Raw genomic sequence first — 17,167 nt, 5'->3', positions numbered from 1 at the left:
GCGCAAAACCTAGGGCTGCGTCAGTTGCAGTTCAAGCCTCGATTCGCCTGCCGAGCGCGTCCGTGTCGATTCTTCGCGGCTGCATTTCTCTCTCGGACAAAGCCAGTTCCCTCTTGGTCAAACACGACCTGCGAGACACCGTCTTGTGCGACGCACCGCACGTCGAATCGACACGAATGGCACCGTCGCCGTCAGCAGCCCTTGTCGGCCATTGCAGCGTCCGGCTTGGCACCTTCGGCGCGCTGAGCCGCCGTCGGCTGGCTCTGCATCTGCCGCTGCGCATCTTCGGCTGAAGCCGGCGTTTCGCCACTTGCACGATTCATCGTGCTGGTCGGTGGATGCTGGCTGGTGTCGCCCGCTGAACTGGACGAGTGCGACTGCGCTGCGCCCACCGTCACGGGACCAGAACCAGCATCCTTGTCAGTGCTGGCGCTGCCCGTGTTGCACGGGCCGGCGACCGCGACGCCGGCGCTCAACGCCAGGATCGCGCAGGCAGCAAGAACGGAACGTTTCGTGTTCATCTGAATCTCCTCTTCTCCCGCGGCGCTGCCCCGGCGCCGAGCAGGACATCGCGAAGAGAACAGGCCGAACAGCCTGATGTTCCGAGTGTTCGGAGCGGAACTGCTCGCAAACGCCACCTCGTCACGTCTGTTCCGATCGCACCGCTCACCGCAACAATCGCAGCAGCAACCGGCCGGCGCGCGAGTTCAGCTCCTTCGCATCCAGCGTTCCGTCCTTGTCGGGATTGGCCGCGTTGAAGCGCTGCTCGACCACGGAGAGATATTCGTCGAGCGTAAGAGTCCCGTCGCGATCGGGATCGGCCGCGGCGAGCTCTTTCGCCGTCAACCGTCCGCGCAATTCGCGCGCATCGAGCGTGCCGTCATGATCGGGATCGAGCTTTGCGAATAATACCGCGGCCGCCTTCTTCACCTCGGCAAGATCGAGCGTGCCGTCATTGTCGGTGTCGAACAACTTGACCGCGTTGCCGGAGGCCGACCACGCCGGACCGGACAACAATGCAATGGTGAGCGCAAGCGCAACTGAGCGACGCGAAATCATTAAGACCTCCCAGATGAAGAGCCCCGGTTCGGGCGGGACACAACGACATAAATCCACAAGTGGTCCCAGGTTCAAGTCCGGAATTGCAACTTGCGCGCGCGACAACCCCGGGGACCCCCGCTTGCGCCCTCGAACGACCGAGGCCCGGAGCAGCTTCGCGTTGCGGGAATTTTTTTAGCGTCTCCACGCAAGTGGGAGTCTACGGCCGTCAGGTTTCCGTAAGGTGACCGGCGCCTGTTCAACGATATCGACACGACACTTGCGACTTTCGTATTGACGCGTTTTGGTTTCCGACGGAGTGTTGCTCCCGCAGCGTCAAAAGGCGCGCATATTGGGAGGAACGGATGAAACGCTTTGCGATGGCCGCGAGCCTCGTCATGCTTGCATCGACTTGTGCAAGCGCACAGACCACCGAGCAACTGGTCAAGGGCGCGACTGATACATCGAACGTTCTCAATTACGGGATGGGCTACAATCTGCAGCGCTTCTCGACGCTGAACCAGATCAACAAGGACAGCGTCAAGAACCTCGTCCCGGTCTGGAATTACTCTTTCAACGACGATCGCAGCGAGGAATCGCAGCCGCTGGTGTACCAGGGCGTGATCTACGTAACCTCGCACAACGCGACCATGGCGGTCGACGCCAAGACCGGCAAGCAGATCTGGAAGACCAAGGTCGAATATCCCGCCGAGACGCCGCGCATCGTCTGCTGCGGCATCATCAACCGCGGTGCGGCGCTCTATGACGGCAAGGTGTTCCGCACCACGCTCGACGCCAACGTGATCGCGCTCGACGCCAAGAACGGCAAGGAGCTGTGGCGGCAGAAGGCGGCCGACATCAAGGAAGGCTATTCGATGACGGTGGCCCCGCTGGTTGCCGACGGCGTCGTCATCACCGGCATCTCCGGCGCCGAGTTCGGCACCAGGGGATTCATCGACGGCTGGGATCCCGCGACGGGCAAGCATCTCTGGCGCACCCATTCTATCCCCTCGCCGGAAGAGCCCGGCGGCGACACCTGGAAGGGCGATACCTGGAAGCTCGGCGGCGGCTCGACCTGGATCACGGGGTCTTATGACCCCGAGCTGAACACCGTGTATTGGGGCATTGGCAATCCCGGACCGTTCAATTCGGCGGTGCGTCCCGGCGACAATCTCTACACCTGCTCCGTGCTGGCGATGGATCCCAAGACCGGCAAGATCAAATGGCACTACCAGTTCTCGCCGAACAACCCGTTCGACTATGACAGCGTGGCCGAGATGGTCCTCGCCGACATGAATGTCGAGGGCAAGCCGACCAAGGTGCTGATGGACGCCAACCGCAACGGCTTCTTCTACGTGCTCGACCGAACCAACGGCAAGCTGCTCGCGGCCAACCCTTACGTGAAGGTCAACTGGGCGACCGGCATCGACATGAAGACGGGACGTCCGATCGAGACCGACGTGTCGAAGGACGCACGCGAGGGCAAGAAGGTCACGGTCTATCCGTCGATCCTCGGCGGCAAGAACTGGGAGCCGATGTCCTTCAACCCGCAGACCGGCCTTGCCTATGCCAACACGCTCGCCTTCGGCGGCAGGTACAAGACGGAGCCCGTCACCTTCAAGCAGGGTGAATGGTATCTCGGGATGGACCTGACCGACCTCTGGGAGTACGGCGACGGGCCACGCGGTCATCTCAAGGCGATCGATCCCATGACCGGCAAGTCGAAATGGGAAGCGCCGAGCGACATTCCACGCTTCTCGGGCGTGCTGTCGACCGCGGGCGGCGTCGTGTTCTCGGGTGCCCTAACCGGCGAGTTCGAGGCCTTCGATGCCGACACCGGCAAGAAGCTCTGGCAGTTCCAGACCGGGTCCGGCATCGAGGGCCAGCCGGTGACCTGGCAGCAGGATGGCGTGCAGTATGTCGCGGTGACCAGCGGCTATGGCGGCGTCTACTCGCTGTTCTCGGGTGACGAGCGGCTTGCCAACGTGCCGCCCGGCGGCTCGCTGTGGGTCTTTGCGGTCAAGCAGTAATCCACGGCATGATGCTGAGAAAACCATCTCACAAGACGGCGGCGGTCCTCGCCGCCGTCGCGGGGCTGACGGTCGCGCTTGCGGCGACCGTTCGCGCCGCGGACGATGCAACCGGCAATCCCATGCAGGCACAGATCGACCACGGCAAGTCGACCTATGCTTCGAAATGCTCGCACTGCCATGGCCCCAATCTGATGAACTCCGGCACGATCACGCCGGACCTGCGCGCCATCCCCGACGACAAGACCCGCTTCGTCACCACGGTGAAGAACGGCAAGAACAACAAGATGCCGCCGTGGGGCGATATCCTCAACGACGAGGAGATCGGCTCCCTCTGGGCCTTCATCTCCAGCCGGAGGAAGCCATGAGGGGCCGGCGTGCTGCATGGAGCATTGCGGCCGTTCTTTCGACGATGGCGACGGTCGCTGTTGCGGCCGACGATCCCCTGAAGATCTGTCTCGACGAGGACCGGCCACCGTTCTCGATGCACCACCGCGGCAAGCCGGATGCCGGCTTCGACGTGCTGCTTGCGCAGGCAATGGCGGAGCGGCTCGGACGGAAGCTGACGATCCAGTGGTTCGAGAGCAAGCTGGACGAGGATTCGAGCCCCCAGCTCGAAGCCAACGCGTTGCTCTCGGATGGCCGCTGCTCGCTCGTCGGCGGCTACGCGCTGACGCAGGATTCGCTCGTCGCCCCCGGGATGAAGACGGCGCGCTTGCCTGACTTCGCCGGGGCCACGCGCGACGATCGGAGGCGCCGCGTCGCACTCGGCGTGCTCGCGCCGAGCCAGCCTTACGTCTATTCGCCGATGACGGTCGTGCTCGGGCCGAAGGCAAGCGGGCGCAAGATCGGCGACATCGGCGATCTCGCAGGCCTTCGTCTCGTCATCGAAAGCGGCTCGCTCGGCGACGCCATCCTGATGACCTTCGACAAGGGACGGCTGATCGACAACATCACCCATCTCGTCCCCGGCCGCGACGATCTGCTGGGCGCACTCCAGCGCGGCGACCATGACGCGACGCTGATCGACCTCGGCCGCTTCGACGCCCATCGCGCCGCGCATCCGGACACGGCGATCGCCGCGTCGGGCTACTACTACCCGATCGGCGCCAATCGCGGCTATGTCGGACTGGCCAGCGATGGCGCGCTGATCGACGCCGTCAACAAGGCGCTGACGGGGCTCGCGGCCGAAGGCAAGATCGCAGAATTCGGCAAGGAGGCTGGGCTCACCTACCTGCCACCGCGCGAGCCTGCGATCCTGGGCGATGTCTGGATGAAGATCATTCAGCGGTGAGGGCTCTCGTGTCCCGGACGCGCTGCAACGCGCGAGCGTTGCTGCGCAGAGCCGGGACCCAGCAGGCTACGCAACTCGCGGCTACATGGGCCCCGGCTCTGCAGCGCACCGCTGAAGTAGCGCTGCGCCGCGTCCGGGGCATGAGACCAGGTTCGCACGCAATTGCATCGTCATTGCGAGCGCAGCGAAGCAATCCAGGGTTTTTCCGCAAGTAGCAGTCTGGATTGCTCCGCTGCGCTCGCAATGACGGAGTGCGGAACGTATACTGCTCGCATTTTCCTTCGCCCCTTTGGTGCCCCCGTGAATCCTCCCACGATCACCGCCACCAGCCTGCGTGACGTCCTCTCCCGCGAGGTCAAGACCGCCGAGCTGCTCCGCGCGCTGATCGTCGTCGGCCCGATGGTGGCCGCCTATTTCATCGCGCGCGAAACGGCGCTGCTCAATCTCGGGCTGGTCGCGGTCTCGTTGCTCATTCCCGCGCTCAGGCAGCACTTTCCGCCGAAAGTCATCGTCTGGCACTACCTCGCCATCCTCGTGACCTTTGCCGCACTCTTCCTGGCAGCCCCGATCAAGCCGCTATTCGCAGTGCTGACGGCGCTTGCCGGATTCCTTGCAGTGGCCGGGACCCGCTATGGCGAGCATTTCCGCACGCTGGGCAATTGGGTGTTCATCCCAGCCGTCTATCTCGCCTGCGAGGTGTGGGAGGGCGTGAGCGCCGCCGAAGCGCTACGCCATGCCGGCGTGATCATCGCCTCCTCGCCGGTCGCGCTGGCGCTGGTCTGCGCCATCCGGATTTACGACCAGCGAGGGCAAGACGATACCGCGACCTCGTTCGGACCGCCCGCGGCCGAATGGTTCCTGCCCGCGCTGGCAACCGCCATGGCGGTGTTCGCCGCGGCGGCGCTGGTCGAAATCCTGAACCTTGCGCAGGGGCAATGGGTGATGTGGTCGGCCGCCAGCGTCGTGGTCGGCGATCTCTCGTCGTCCACCGACAAGCTGAAGCAGCGTGCGATCGGCGCCTTCGTCGGCGTGCCGCTGGGCTTCCTCGCCGGCATCGTATTGCCGCAGAGCCGCGTCGGCTACGCGCTCGCGGTGCTGGCGGCCACCCTCACGCTGATCTCGTTTTCCCGCTACATCCTCGGCTTCGGCCTGCGCTGCTTCTTCATCGCGCTGGCGGCCTCCTTTGCCGGCGGCGCCAGCGGCATCGCCGAGGAGCGCATCGTCAACGTGCTGATCGGCGGGAGCTTTGGCCTGATTGCCGTGGCCCTGACCGAGATCGTCTGGCTGCGCGTCATGCGTAAGGCGCGCTCACCCGGGTGAGGCGCGAATGGGCACCTCGCCGCTCTGTCGAATGCGCCAATCTGTCTCGCTCGCCGGCCATGGCGGCGCCAGCCTGATGCGGTAGGTTCGGCCAAAATCAGGAGGGAATCATGACCGCCAAATTCGATCGCCGCCACTTCGTCGCCGCCGGTACCACCGCACTTGCGATGCCCTTCGTCATGCGCAGCGCCTCGGCGCAAGCCGCGTGGCCGTCGCGGCAGATTCGCATGATTTGCAGCTATCCCGCCGGCGGGCAGACCGACCTGCTCGCGCGCGCCTATGGTGAGTTCATCTCCAAGCAGGTCGGCAAGACCGTCGTCGTCGAGAACAAGCCCGGCGCCTCCGGCGCGATCGGCACGGCCGAGGTCGCCCGCGCCGAGCCCGACGGCCACACCATGCTGTGCTCGATCTCGACCACCTACATCATGAACCGGGTGGTGATGAAGAATCCCGGCTACGACATGGACAAGGATTTGGCGCTCGTCAGCGTCATTCCGGGTGCCGGCCTGTTGCTGGTCGCGAACCCCAAGACCGGGGTCAAGACGTTGGAGGATTTCGTCGCGTTCGCGCGCAAGAGCGGCAAGGTGAATTTCGGCACCTATAGCGCGGGCTCGGCCCCGCACATGACGATCAACGAGCTCAACAAGCAGTATGGCCTGTCCATCGAGCCGGTCCATTACCGCGGCGAGGCACCAATGTGGACGGGGATGCTCGAAGGCACGCTGGATGCCGCGATGGGCAGCTACACGGCGGCGCAGTCGGTCCTGCAAAGCGACCGCGGCACCGTGTTCGCGGTGCATTCGAAGAAGGTCGACGCGATCCCTGCTATCAAGACCCTCCCGGAGCAGGGCGCGACCTCGAAATTCTTCACCGTGAGCGGCTTCTCCGGTTGGGCCGTGCCGAAGGCGACGCCGCAAGCGGTCGTCGACCGCCTGGCTGAGCTCTGCGTTGCCGCCAACAACGATCCGAAAGTGAAGGAAGTTCTCACGACCTTCGTGCTCGAACCCGCAATCGGCTTCAAGGAGAGCAACGCCCTGTATCAGCGCGAACTGCCGATCTGGATCGAGAGCGCGAAGTCACTGGGCCTCGAGCCGGCTTGAGCCTCGAAGCGCGGCGCAGCGCCCACCGCCCTTCCCGGCCCGGCTTCCGACCAAAGCCTAGTGTCGGAAACGCAATTTCACGCTATGATTGTGCGCCACCGCTGAAAGCCTTCATCGGGGCGGACAAGAAGGGCCGATTGCATGACACCGGATGGAGTCGCTGTCGCCGTCATGGTCATCCTGCTCTTTCCGATGGGCTATTTCACGCTGGCATCGCCCGCCTTCCTCCTGGTGAAGCTCGATATCCAGCCCGTCGGCCAGCTGCTGCGCGGAATGTTCAACGCCCATTTTCTGGTGATGCGGGTCGCCGCCGTGATCGGAACGGTGGCCTTCCTCCTCGACGGCCGCCTGGCGGCTGCGATGGGCGTCGGCATGCTCGCTGCCCTGGCAATCTGGGGGCGCAGCTGGTTCATGCGGCGGATGGACGACCAGCTCAGCGCGAGGGACGCCGGCGATGCCGAAGCCCCGCGTCGATTGCGCAGGCTACATTGGAGCGGAATGCTAGGTAACGCGGTGCTGCTCGTCGCTCTCGTGGTCAGCATTCCCTACATTGCGACGTCGGCGTGAGCGGGATCGCAATCGCTGGAAGCCCCTTGCGCCCGGCCTAGTGCTCGCCCGAACTCGCGGCGCCCTGCTGCGCCTTGTGGATCGAGGACGGCACCACGCCGAAATATTTCCGGAACACCCGGCTGAAATGCGATGAGCTGGAGAAGCCCCAGGAGAACGCGACGTCGGTGATGGTCTTGCCGGCGTGGGCCTCGAGCTCCTGGCGGCAGTTCTGCAGGCGCGCCTGCCAGATGTAGTCGCTCACCGTGGTGCCGCGCTCCGAGAACAGCATGTGCAGATAGCGCTTGGAGCAGCCGAGCTCGGTCGAAATCTGGTCAATGCACAGATCCGGATCGCGCAGGTGCTCGCGGATGAAGAACTGCGCGCGCACATACATCGCTTCCGGTCCGACACGGTCGAACATCGTGTCGGCTTCGCGCAGCGGCAGCAGCAACAGGTCGATCAGCGAATCGGCGACGCCGACCGCGCTGTTTGCCGACAGCTTTGCCGCCTCGTCGAAGGTCGCATGAACGAAATCGTGGGCGATCCGCCCCGTCCCTGTCTTCGACGACAGCTTGCAGGCGGGCATCCGCTGCGACGGGAATCCGCGGTCGCGCAACAGCGCCTTCGGCACGATCACGACGTCGTGACGGGTGAAGGCCGGGCTGATGATCGAATGCGGGCAGGAGACGTCATAGGCGATGATGTCGCCCGGGTTGATCTCGATGTGGCGGCCTTCTTGTTCGAAATAGGACACGCCGTAAGTCTGGAAGTGAATCTTGATGTACGGATGCTCGTTGGCCTTGGCGCGCGCCAGCGTGTGGGCAATGCGATGCTGACTGACTTCGATCTGGCAGAGCTTCAGGCGCGAGACGCTGGTGTAGTCGATGCGGCCCTCGAGCGAGGACGCCTCCAGCGGATCGACGTCGAAATGCCCACACAGACTCGTCAGCCCGTCGATCCAGCTCTGGATCTGGCGCTTCGGCGTCATGCCGGTCGTCGAGAGCGTGTGAATGGTGTCGGACATTAATCCAGCCACTGGTTTGATCCGGAGAGACGCGAATCGCGACCAGCGCTGCCGGAGCCCTCAGCCGTGATTGCGTGACGTTTACCTCGAATTTGAGCGGTCTTTTGGTACGAGCGCCATCGTTCCATTGCCACCCTTGAAACTTAATCCTCCGCCTTAGTTGCAGCGCCGTCAAGGGGAACCTGAGTGTTGAAAGCGCTGTCAAAGCGATGCGAAGCCGCTGAATTCGCTACTGCAAAATCAAAATCTTCGCGTCCGTGCGCTATCAAGCAAACCGGCTTCTCTCTTGGGCAAGTTTCCCGATGACGAAGTCGTTAGGGATTGCGGCAGGAACAACAAGAACGGGCCGCTCCTGCACGTGGACCCGTGGCTCTCATCAGGAGGAGGAAACAGCACAGCATCGTTTCTGGTCCCAATCGTGACCGCCCTGCACGAGCAGACGCCGGACGAGAAGCCCGGTGAATCAGTATTGCTTCGGAAACAATAAACGAGACCAACGGAGGAATAACTATGCGCAAGGTGCTACTGGCGACCTTTCTTGGCTCCGCGGCGGCGCTCGCCGTCGGGGGCGCCTCAGCCAATGACGAGCTGGTCAAGATGTCGCAGAACCCGAAAGACTGGGTGATGCCGACCGGCGACTACGCCAATTCCCGCTATTCCAAGCTCAACCAGATCAACGCACAGAACGTAGGCAAGCTCCAGGTGGCCTGGACCTTCTCGACCGGCGTGCTGCGTGGCCATGAAGGCGGCCCGCTGATCATCGGCAACATGATGTACGTCCACACGCCGTTCCCGAACAAGGTCTATGCCATTGACCTTTCCAACGAGAACAAGATCGTATGGAAGTACGAGCCAAAGCAGGATCCGAACGTCATCCCGGTGATGTGCTGCGACACCGTCAACCGCGGCCTGGCCTTCGGCGACGGCAAGATCTTCCTGCATCAGGCCGACACCACCCTCGTCGCGCTCGATGTCAAGACCGGTCAAGTTGCATGGACCGTCAAGAATGGCGATCCGAGCAAGGGCGAGACCGGCACGTCGGCCCCCATGGTCGTCAAGGACAAGGTGCTGATCGGCATCTCCGGCGGCGAGTTCGGCGTCCAGGCCCATATGTCGGCTTACGATATCAAAACCGGCAAGCTGGCATGGCGCGGATATTCGGAAGGACCGGACAACCAACTCCTGGTCGACGACAAGACCACCGCGCTCGGCAAGCCGATCGGCAAGGATTCCAGCCTGAAGACCTGGCAAGGCGATCAGTGGAAGATCGGCGGCGGTGCCACCTGGGGCTGGATCTCCTACGATCCCGAGCTGAACCTCGTCTACTACGGATCGGGCAACCCCTCGACCTGGAATCCGAAGCAGCGTCCCGGCGACAACAAATGGTCGATGACGATCTGGGCGCGCAACCCGGATACCGGCGTCGCCAAGTGGGTCTATCAGATGACGCCCCACGACGAATGGGACTATGACGGCGTCAACGAGATGATCCTCTCGGACCAGTCGATCAACGGCCAGCCGCGCAAGCTGCTGACGCATTTCGACCGTAACGGCCTCGCCTACACCATGGACCGCACCAACGGCGAACTGCTGGTCGCCGAAAAGTACGATCCGAAGGTGAACTGGACCTCCGGCGTCGACATGGACAAGAACTCGCCGACCTACGGCCGTCCGAAGGTGCTCGACGCAGCTTCGACCGACAAGGCGGGCGAGGACGTCAACGTGAAGGGCATCTGCCCGGCCGCGCTCGGCACCAAGGACGAGCAGCCGGCAGCCTACTCGCCGGACACGCAGCTGTTCTACGTTCCGACCAACCACGTCTGCATGGACTACGAGCCGTTCAAGGTGAGCTACACCGCGGGCCAGCCCTATGTGGGTGCGACGCTCTCGATGTATCCACCGGCGGGTGAAACCCACATGGGCAACTTCATCGCCTGGGACGGCAAGACCGGCAAGATCGTCTGGTCGAACAAGGAGCAGTTCTCGGTCTGGTCGGGTGCGCTCGCAACCGCCGGCGGCGTGGTGTTCTACGGCACGCTCGAAGGCTACCTGAAGGCGGTCGACGCCAAGTCCGGCAAGGAGCTCTACAAGTTCAAGACTCCCTCCGGCATCATCGGCAACGTCACCACCTATGAGAACGGCGGCAAGCAGTATGTCGCAGTGCTCTCCGGCGTCGGCGGCTGGGCTGGCATCGGTCTGGCGGCAGGCCTGACCGATCCGACCGCAGGTCTCGGCGCGGTCGGTGGCTATGCGGCCCTCAGCAACTACACGGCACTCGGCGGTACGCTGACCGTGTTCGCGCTGCCGAACTAGGCCCATCAGCATCGCTCCGGCGCGTGGAATAAACTCCACGCGCCGGCTCGTCTCCCCCGGGCTCCTTCGAGGATGAATCTCTTGCGTAAAATCTGCTCTGTCATTGCTGCGATGATCTTGGTTGCGTCCGGAGGAATTGCGGTCGCGGACGGTCCGGGCGATCCGACCGCCGTGAAGAAGGAAGACGATGGAAAGTGGCTCGATAAGGAAGGCACTCCGACCTACAAGATTTCCGACGGCACCGTGGACTGGTTCACCTATTCCGGATACCGCCGCTATCACTCTGACTGCCACGTCTGCCATGGGCCTGACGGCATGGGCTCCACCTACGCGCCGGCGCTCAAGGATTCCGTCAAGTCCATGAGCTATGGCGACTTCCTCGGCGTGGTCGCCTCCGGTCGCAAGAACATCTCGACCGCGCAGGAGAACGTCATGCCCGCCTTCGGCGATAATCCGAACGTCGCCTGCTACATGGACGATCTGTACGTCTATCTGCGCGCCCGCTCCACCGAAGCATGGGGCCGGCAGCGTCCCTCCAAGAAGGAGGAGAAAACGGAGGCCTACACCAAGGCGGAAGACGCCTGCATGGGCCATAAATGAACGTTGCTGAGGCTGCCGAGACCACCTCTTGGCATCTTGCGAGAATTTGAGGAGCTACCAATGAAGACACGTGCCGCCGTCGCTTTCGAAGCCAAGAAGCCGCTCGAGATCGTCGAGCTCGATCTGGAAGGACCGAAGGCCGGCGAGGTCCTGGTCGAGATCAAGGCGACGGGCATCTGCCATACCGACGCCTATACGCTCGACGGCTTCGACAGCGAGGGAATTTTCCCGTCGGTCCTGGGGCATGAGGGCGCGGGCATCATCCGCGAGATCGGTCCTGGCGTGACCTCGGTGAAGCCGGGTGACCACGTCATCCCGCTCTACACGCCGGAATGCCGGCAGTGCAAAAGCTGCCTCAGCCAGAAGACCAATCTCTGCACCGCGATCCGCGCGACGCAAGGCAAGGGCGTGATGCCCGACGGCACCAGCCGCTTTTCCTACAAGGGCAAGCCGGTCTATCACTACATGGGCTGCTCGACCTTCTCGAACTTCACCGTGCTGCCGGAGATCGCGGTCGCCAAGATCCGCGAGGACGCCCCCTTCGACAAGAGCTGCTACATCGGCTGCGGCGTCACCACCGGCGTCGGCGCCGTCGTCAACACCGCGAAGGTCACGCCGGGCTCCAACGTGGTCGTGTTCGGCCTCGGCGGCATCGGCCTCAACGTGATCCAGGGCGCCAAGATGGCCGGCGCCGACAAGATCATCGGTGTCGACATCAACGACTCCAAGGAGGATTGGGGCCGCAGGTTCGGCATGACCGAGTTCGTCAACCCCAAGAAGATCACGGGCGACATCGTCCAGCACCTCGTCGGCCTCACCGATGGCGGCGCCGACTACACTTTCGATTGCACCGGCAACACCACGGTGATGCGCCAGGCGCTGGAAGCCTGCCATCGCGGCTGGGGCACCTCGATCATCATCGGCGTTGCCGAATCCGGCAAGGAGATCGCCACCCGCCCGTTCCAGCTCGTCACCGGGCGCAACTGGCGGGGCACGGCCTTCGGTGGCGCCCGCGGCCGCACCGACGTGCCGAAGATCGTCGACTGGTACATGAACGGAAAGATCCAGATCGATCCGATGATCACCCACGTGCTCAAGCTCGAGGAGATCAACAAGGGCTTTGACCTCATGCACGAGGGCAAATCCATCCGTTCAGTCGTCGTGTTCTAGCTCGAAAGCGTCACCCCAAGGAGGATCGACCCATGACTGTTGCACTCCATCCATCGATCGACAACGGCCTCAAACAAGGCAGCGGCAGCTTTGCCGGCGGCACGCTGGCCTGCAAATGCAAGGACCACCAGGTCAAGGTCGGCATCAAGGGCGACGTCGCCCACAATCACGCCTGTGGCTGCACCAAATGCTGGAAGCCGCAGGGCGCGACGTTCTCCGTCGTCGCCGTGGTGCCGCGCCAGAACGTCACCGTGCTCGAGAACGGCGACAAGCTCCAGATCGTCGATCCCTCCGCAGTGATCCAGCGCTATGCCTGCAAGGCGTGCGGCACCCACATGTACGGCCGCATCGAGAACAAGGGCCACCCGTTCTACGGTCTCGACTTCATTCATCCCGAGCTGTTCCAGGAGCAGGGCTCGCAGGCGCCGCAATTCGCCGCCTTCGTCTCCTCGGTGATCGAAGCGGGCGTGAAGCCGGAGCAGATGGCGGGCATCCGTTCGCGGCTGAAGGAAATTGGGCTCGAGCCCTATGATTGCCTGTCACCGGCGCTGATGGACGCGATCGCGACCCACGTCGCCAAAGCCAAGGCCGCCTAACAGGGCCGCCTGAGCAAGGCCGCCTGACCAAGGCGGTCGGACGTTCGCCGTGCCCTATCCGCTCGCTGGCCTCGATCAGCGCCAGCGAGCCGGACGGGCCCGGCCCCGGGACAGTCGCGGCGATGCCGCCGCCTCTGCAAGCTACGCGTATGCGAGCGTGATTGGCTCCCTCAGTCCTGGTCTCTGAATGACTGCGCAGCGCCGCCAACTTCCGTCTTGAAGTTCCCGGCCCCTGCGTTTCTCCCTCCCTCGACTGAGGCACCTTGCTTCGTCCGCGCAGTCTTTCTGGCGGACGAAGCTTTTTTCATCGCAACCTCTGTTTGCGAACGCGCGGTCCACGCGGCGCGATGACGCGCCCTGCTTTTGACAAACCATCGATGCAATCTTTTCCCGGTGAGAACACCCGGCTGTGAACGCCGGGCCGGCGCGACCTCTGCTACGATCGCGCCGGTCACGATGCCGCACGACGTTCGATCAATTAAAAACAAAAACGGGAGGTATCGAGCACATCCAGACATCGCCATCGGCGTTCCTGCTCCCTCCGGGATTTGCCCGCGCGGGACGAGGGCGGGATGTGGCGCGACCAGGCACGAACCGGCGCCGACCGGCGTCTGCAAGTTTTGAATTTGGCATGCTTATGAAGAGCGAGGGACGATCATGATCAAGGTGAAGATCAACGGCCAGGAACAGAACTGGGACGGCGACCCGGATCTCCCACTACTCTGGTTCCTGCGTGACGAGGCCGGACTGACCGGCACCAAGTACGGCTGCGGCCAGGCCCTGTGCGGCGCCTGCACCGTCATCGTCGACAAGCAGGCCGTGCGCGCCTGCATCACGTCGGTCAATGACGTCGCCGGACGCGAGGTCACCACGATCGAAGGGCTGCATCCAACTGGCGATCATCCGGTGCAGAAGGCCTGGCGGCAGGTCAACGTGCCGCAATGCGGCTTCTGCCAAGCCGGCCAGATCATGCAGGCTGCGGCCCTGCTGATGGACAATCCGAAACCCTCGCACGACCAGATCCGCGAAGGGATGGCGGGCAACATCTGCCGCTGCGGCTGCTACCAGCGCATCGAGAACGCGGTCCATCTCGCATCGACGGGGGTGTGACATGAATTTCATCGACAATCCCGGCAAGCTCCGTGGCTTCGAAAAGAACATCAAGGTCGAGAAGGTCTCACGCCGCAGCATCCTGAAAGGGCTCGGCATCACCGGCGGCTTCGTGCTCGCCGCACCCGTGATGTCGCGCCAGGCATTGGCCTACGAGACCGGTGCCGGCAAGATGCCGCACGGTGTCGTGGTCGATCCGCGCGTGTTCGTTTCGGTGGGCTCGGACGGCATCGTGACCATCGTGGGTCACCGTTCAGAAATGGGCACCGGCGTCCGCACCAGCCTGCCGCTGATCGTGGCCGAGGAGATGGAGGCCGACTGGTCTAGGGTCAAGGTGCAGCAGGCCCATGGCGACGAGGTCAAGTTCGGCAACCAGGACACCGACGGCTCGCGCAGCACGCGGCATTATCTGATCCCGATGCGCCAGATCGGCGCCTCGGCCCGCACCATGCTGGAGCAGGCCGCGGCGAAGCGCTGGGGCGTTCCGGCCACCGAGGTCAAGGCCGTCAATCACGAGGTCGTCCACAGCGCCAGCGGCCGCAAGCGCGGTTTCGGCGAGCTCGCCGCTGATGCGGCCAAGGAATCGGTGCCCAGCATCGAAGGCCTCAAGCTGAAGGACCCCAAGGATTTCCGGTATCTCGGCAAGGGCCAGGTCGGCATCGTCGATCTCCACGACATCACCACCGGCAAGGCGCGTTACGGCGCCGATGTGCGGCTGCCCGGCATGAAATATGCCGTGATCGCCCGCCCGCCCGTGACCGGCGGCAAGCTGGTCTCGTTCGATCCCGATGCGGCGCTGAAGGTCCCCGGCGTCGAGAAGGTGCTGAAGGTTCAAGGCTGGCCGTGGCCGTCCAAATTCCAGCCGCTCGGCGGGGTCGCGGTGATCGCCCGCAACACCGGCGCGGCGATCAAGGGCCGCGACGCGCTGAAGCTGGTCTGGGACGATGGTCCCAACGGCAAATACGACTCCGTCGCCTACCGCAAGGAGCTCGAGGAGGCCTCGCGCAAGCCGGGCCTCGTCTTGCGCAAGGAGGGCGATGCGGACGCTGCCCTGAAGGGCGCGGACAAAGTGATCGTCGGCGAGTACTACGTCCCGCATCTTGCTCATGTCAGCATGGAGCCGCCGGTGGCGGTCGCCGACGTCAAGGGCGACAAGGCGGAGATCTGGGCGCCGGTGCAGAGCCCCGGCGGCACCCGCGAGGACGTCGCCAAGACACTCGGCATTCCCGAGGGCAACGTCACCGTCAACGTCACGCTTCTTGGCGGCGGTTTCGGACGCAAGTCGAAATGCGACTTTGCGCTCGAGGCCGCGCTGCTCTCGAAAGAGCTCAGCGCACCGGTGAAGGTGCAGTGGACGCGCGAGGACGACATCCACAACGGCTTCCTGCACACGGTCTCGGTCGAGCGGATCGAGGCCGGCCTCGACAAGAGCGGCAAGGTGGTTGCCTGGCGCCATCGCAGCGTGGCCCCCAGCATCGCCTCGACGTTCGCTGCCGGGACCGTGCACCAGGCCCCGTTCGAGATCGGCATGGGCCTCGTCGACATGCCGTTCGAGATCGCCAACATCTCGTGTGAGAATCCGGAAGCCGCGGCGTTCACCCGCATCGGCTGGTTCCGCTCGGTCTCGAACATCCCGCGCGCCTTCGCGGTGCAATCAATGGTCGGCGAGATCGCGCAAGCGACCGGCCGCGACCAGAAGGAGACGCTGCTCGCGCTGATCGGAAGCCCGCGCATCGTCAAACCGGAGGTGAAAGACCTCTGGAACTACGGCGAGCCCCAGGACAGCTACCCGATCGACACCGCGCGCTTGCGCAAGGTGGTCGAACTGGTCGCCGAGAAGGGTGAGTGGGGACGCAAGGTACCGAAGGGTCGCGGCCTTGGCATCGCAGTGCACCGCAGCTTCGTCAGCTACATCGCGACCATCGTCGAGGTCGCCATCGACGACAAGGGCAAGCTGACGGTGCCACGGGTCGACACCGCGATCGATTGCGGCACCTATGTCAACCCCGAACGTATCGCCTCGCAGATCGAAGGCGCGGCGATCATGGGGCTGAGCCTCGCCAAATACGGCGAGATCACCTTCAAGGACGGCAAGGTGCAGCAGAAGAACTTTGACGACTTCCAGGTCGTCAGGATGGATGACTCTCCTGTGGTGACCAACGTCTACATCGTGCCGCCAGGACCCGACACGCCGCCGAGCGGCGTCGGCGAGCCCGGTGTTCCGCCGTTCGCACCGGCGCTGATCAATGCGATCTTTGCGGCGACCGGAAAACGCATCCGCTCGCTTCCGATCGGCAAACAATTGGAGGCGTGAGACGGAACAGAGGCGCGAGACGGAACACAAGCGGTCTCGCGCCGTTTCCATCGATCTGACAGGAGCAGATCGATGACAAATATCTCAAAGGCGCTCGCAGTCTCGTTGCTGTCGGGCGCCTTTCTTGTGACGGCCTCCGGCGCATTCGCCCAGAGCAACACGACGCCGCCCGCCACCGCGACACGCCCCACCGCGCCGGACCAGAACTCACTGCCCAACGCCAACGCCCCGCCCGCCTCCACCACCCAGACCACCGGACAGCACAATCCGGATCCCAAGGTTCGCGAGATGAACCAGAAGGAAAAGGATAAGGTGGAGCGTCAGGGGAAGTAGCCTTCGCGTCTGCGCATTGATGCGCCCTCTCCCCTTGTGGGCCTGTTGCGTTATCGGCTTTTGAAGTTGAGGACGGCAGGAGAAGGGCCGTGGTTACGGCAATTGCCAGCCAAGTCTGTAGTGGTCGCCCTCGGCGGGCGGCTCAGGCCGCGATCGTGGCCCACCGCCTCATGTTGAAGGCGATCGAGGCGAGCAGGACCTGCCCGCTTGCCTTCATCAGACCAACGTAGCGGATGCAAGTCAGTCGCATGCGGCGTTTGAGAGTGGCGAAGGTGGTCTCAACCTGGGCTCGTCGGCGCGCGATGAGGCGGTTGTAGCGTTTGAGCCTTGGCGGCAGTTCCGGATGATGTCTGTTGGGACGGAACGCGATGCGGGG

17 protein-coding genes are annotated in these 17,167 nt (G+C 63.7%); 13 read left to right on the top strand and 4 right to left on the bottom strand.

All coding sequences use genetic code 11. The features are described 5' to 3' along the window. Positions 1-191 precede the first annotated feature (191 nt). Together GA0061098_RS38465 and lanM are read right to left on the bottom strand one after the other, a co-directional pair. On the bottom strand, positions 192-521 hold the full coding sequence (locus GA0061098_RS38465) for a hypothetical protein (RefSeq protein WP_245323898.1): 330 nt from the start codon (positions 519-521) through the stop codon (positions 192-194). Between the two features lie 145 nt (positions 522-666). Further along, the gene (gene lanM, locus GA0061098_RS38460; protein WP_165637881.1) at positions 667-1,059 is read right to left on the bottom strand and encodes a lanmodulin LanM; all 393 of its coding nucleotides are present in this window, start codon (positions 1,057-1,059) and stop codon (positions 667-669) included. Positions 1,060-1,403: 344 nt separating this feature from the next. Between lanM and GA0061098_RS38455 the strand changes: the two genes are divergently transcribed. The 6 genes from GA0061098_RS38455 to GA0061098_RS38430 all read left to right on the top strand — a co-directional run bounded on the left by GA0061098_RS38455 (position 1,404) and on the right by GA0061098_RS38430 (position 7,349). Then, entirely contained in the window at positions 1,404-3,068 is a 1,665-nt protein-coding gene (locus tag GA0061098_RS38455; protein ID WP_091966620.1) for a methanol/ethanol family PQQ-dependent dehydrogenase, read from the top strand. A gap of 11 nt (positions 3,069-3,079) precedes the next feature. Beyond that, on the top strand, positions 3,080-3,436 hold the full coding sequence (locus tag GA0061098_RS38450) for a c-type cytochrome (RefSeq protein ID WP_091966698.1): 357 nt from the start codon (positions 3,080-3,082) through the stop codon (positions 3,434-3,436). Further along, complete coding sequence (locus GA0061098_RS38445; protein ID WP_091966619.1) at positions 3,433-4,362, top strand: substrate-binding periplasmic protein; 930 nt, start codon at positions 3,433-3,435, stop codon at positions 4,360-4,362. Before GA0061098_RS38450 ends, GA0061098_RS38445 begins: the two co-directional genes overlap by 4 nt. A 300-nt stretch (positions 4,363-4,662) precedes the next feature. Beyond that, the gene (locus GA0061098_RS38440) at positions 4,663-5,682 is read left to right on the top strand and encodes an FUSC family protein (RefSeq protein ID WP_091966617.1); all 1,020 of its coding nucleotides are present in this window, start codon (positions 4,663-4,665) and stop codon (positions 5,680-5,682) included. A 110-nt stretch (positions 5,683-5,792) separates the two neighbouring features. After that, complete coding sequence (locus GA0061098_RS38435) at positions 5,793-6,782, top strand: Bug family tripartite tricarboxylate transporter substrate binding protein (RefSeq protein WP_091966614.1); 990 nt, start codon at positions 5,793-5,795, stop codon at positions 6,780-6,782. A 141-nt stretch (positions 6,783-6,923) separates the two neighbouring features. Next, positions 6,924-7,349, top strand: a complete 426-nt coding sequence (locus GA0061098_RS38430; RefSeq protein ID WP_091966612.1) for a hypothetical protein — start codon at positions 6,924-6,926, stop codon at positions 7,347-7,349. Positions 7,350-7,386: 37 nt separating this feature from the next. Here the strand turns inward: GA0061098_RS38430 and GA0061098_RS38425 are convergent, their stop codons facing one another. Next, on the bottom strand, positions 7,387-8,355 hold the full coding sequence (locus GA0061098_RS38425; RefSeq protein WP_091966610.1) for a helix-turn-helix domain-containing protein: 969 nt from the start codon (positions 8,353-8,355) through the stop codon (positions 7,387-7,389). A gap of 510 nt (positions 8,356-8,865) precedes the next feature. On the opposite strand from GA0061098_RS38425, the gene xoxF5 reads away from it, so the two are divergent. The 7 genes from xoxF5 (at position 8,866) to GA0061098_RS38390 (ending at position 16,791) form a co-directional block, all read left to right on the top strand. After that, positions 8,866-10,668: a lanthanide-dependent methanol dehydrogenase XoxF5 gene (xoxF5, locus tag GA0061098_RS38420; RefSeq protein ID WP_028142707.1), complete on the top strand. Its 1,803-nt coding sequence runs from the start codon at positions 8,866-8,868 to the stop codon at positions 10,666-10,668. Positions 10,669-10,779: 111 nt separating this feature from the next. After that, positions 10,780-11,268, top strand: coding sequence for a c-type cytochrome, methanol metabolism-related (locus GA0061098_RS38415; protein ID WP_018320735.1), 489 nt, complete (start codon positions 10,780-10,782; stop codon positions 11,266-11,268). A 60-nt stretch (positions 11,269-11,328) separates the two neighbouring features. After that, positions 11,329-12,438, top strand: coding sequence for an S-(hydroxymethyl)glutathione dehydrogenase/class III alcohol dehydrogenase (locus tag GA0061098_RS38410; RefSeq protein WP_091966608.1), 1,110 nt, complete (start codon positions 11,329-11,331; stop codon positions 12,436-12,438). 32 nt (positions 12,439-12,470) lie between these two features. Further along, a complete protein-coding gene (gene gfa / locus GA0061098_RS38405; RefSeq protein WP_018320737.1) occupies positions 12,471-13,034 on the top strand; it encodes an S-(hydroxymethyl)glutathione synthase in 564 nt (187 codons plus the stop codon). 657 nt (positions 13,035-13,691) lie between these two features. Beyond that, complete coding sequence (locus GA0061098_RS38400; RefSeq protein ID WP_091966606.1) at positions 13,692-14,144, top strand: (2Fe-2S)-binding protein; 453 nt, start codon at positions 13,692-13,694, stop codon at positions 14,142-14,144. 1 nt (position 14,145) lies between these two features. After that, the gene (locus GA0061098_RS38395; protein ID WP_091966604.1) at positions 14,146-16,458 is read left to right on the top strand and encodes a xanthine dehydrogenase family protein molybdopterin-binding subunit; all 2,313 of its coding nucleotides are present in this window, start codon (positions 14,146-14,148) and stop codon (positions 16,456-16,458) included. A 72-nt stretch (positions 16,459-16,530) separates the two neighbouring features. Beyond that, on the top strand, positions 16,531-16,791 hold the full coding sequence (locus tag GA0061098_RS38390) for a hypothetical protein (protein ID WP_091966602.1): 261 nt from the start codon (positions 16,531-16,533) through the stop codon (positions 16,789-16,791). Positions 16,792-16,933: 142 nt separating this feature from the next. On the opposite strand, the gene GA0061098_RS38385 is transcribed toward GA0061098_RS38390, so the two are convergent. After that, positions 16,934-17,167: transposase (locus tag GA0061098_RS38385; protein ID WP_143109109.1), on the bottom strand; the 234-nt coding region annotated here is incomplete at its 5' end.

Origin of the sequence: Bradyrhizobium shewense, from assembly GCF_900094605.1 — a bacterium.
Lineage (GTDB): Bacteria > Pseudomonadota > Alphaproteobacteria > Rhizobiales > Xanthobacteraceae > Bradyrhizobium > Bradyrhizobium shewense.
Note: the sequence above shows the minus strand (reverse complement) of the source record. Positions and strands in the feature narration are given on the sequence as shown.

What these genes read in the sequence shown, in the direction of transcription:
- GA0061098_RS38465 (WP_245323898.1), bottom strand. Translation starts at nt 521, where the DNA reads ATGAACACGAAACGTTCCGTTCTTGCTGCCTGCGCGATCCTGGCGTTG.
- lanM (WP_165637881.1), bottom strand. Translation starts at nt 1,059, where the DNA reads ATGATTTCGCGTCGCTCAGTTGCGCTTGCGCTCACCATTGCATTGTTG.
- GA0061098_RS38455 (WP_091966620.1), top strand. Translation starts at nt 1,404, where the DNA reads ATGAAACGCTTTGCGATGGCCGCGAGCCTCGTCATGCTTGCATCGACT.
- GA0061098_RS38450 (WP_091966698.1), top strand. Translation starts at nt 3,080, where the DNA reads ATGCTGAGAAAACCATCTCACAAGACGGCGGCGGTCCTCGCCGCCGTC.
- GA0061098_RS38445 (WP_091966619.1), top strand. Translation starts at nt 3,433, where the DNA reads ATGAGGGGCCGGCGTGCTGCATGGAGCATTGCGGCCGTTCTTTCGACG.
- GA0061098_RS38435 (WP_091966614.1), top strand. Translation starts at nt 5,793, where the DNA reads ATGACCGCCAAATTCGATCGCCGCCACTTCGTCGCCGCCGGTACCACC.
- GA0061098_RS38430 (WP_091966612.1), top strand. Translation starts at nt 6,924, where the DNA reads ATGACACCGGATGGAGTCGCTGTCGCCGTCATGGTCATCCTGCTCTTT.
- GA0061098_RS38425 (WP_091966610.1), bottom strand. Translation starts at nt 8,355, where the DNA reads ATGTCCGACACCATTCACACGCTCTCGACGACCGGCATGACGCCGAAG.
- xoxF5 (WP_028142707.1), top strand. Translation starts at nt 8,866, where the DNA reads ATGCGCAAGGTGCTACTGGCGACCTTTCTTGGCTCCGCGGCGGCGCTC.
- GA0061098_RS38415 (WP_018320735.1), top strand. Translation starts at nt 10,780, where the DNA reads ATGATCTTGGTTGCGTCCGGAGGAATTGCGGTCGCGGACGGTCCGGGC.
- GA0061098_RS38410 (WP_091966608.1), top strand. Translation starts at nt 11,329, where the DNA reads ATGAAGACACGTGCCGCCGTCGCTTTCGAAGCCAAGAAGCCGCTCGAG.
- gfa (WP_018320737.1), top strand. Translation starts at nt 12,471, where the DNA reads ATGACTGTTGCACTCCATCCATCGATCGACAACGGCCTCAAACAAGGC.
- GA0061098_RS38400 (WP_091966606.1), top strand. Translation starts at nt 13,692, where the DNA reads ATGATCAAGGTGAAGATCAACGGCCAGGAACAGAACTGGGACGGCGAC.
- GA0061098_RS38395 (WP_091966604.1), top strand. Translation starts at nt 14,146, where the DNA reads ATGAATTTCATCGACAATCCCGGCAAGCTCCGTGGCTTCGAAAAGAAC.
- GA0061098_RS38390 (WP_091966602.1), top strand. Translation starts at nt 16,531, where the DNA reads ATGACAAATATCTCAAAGGCGCTCGCAGTCTCGTTGCTGTCGGGCGCC.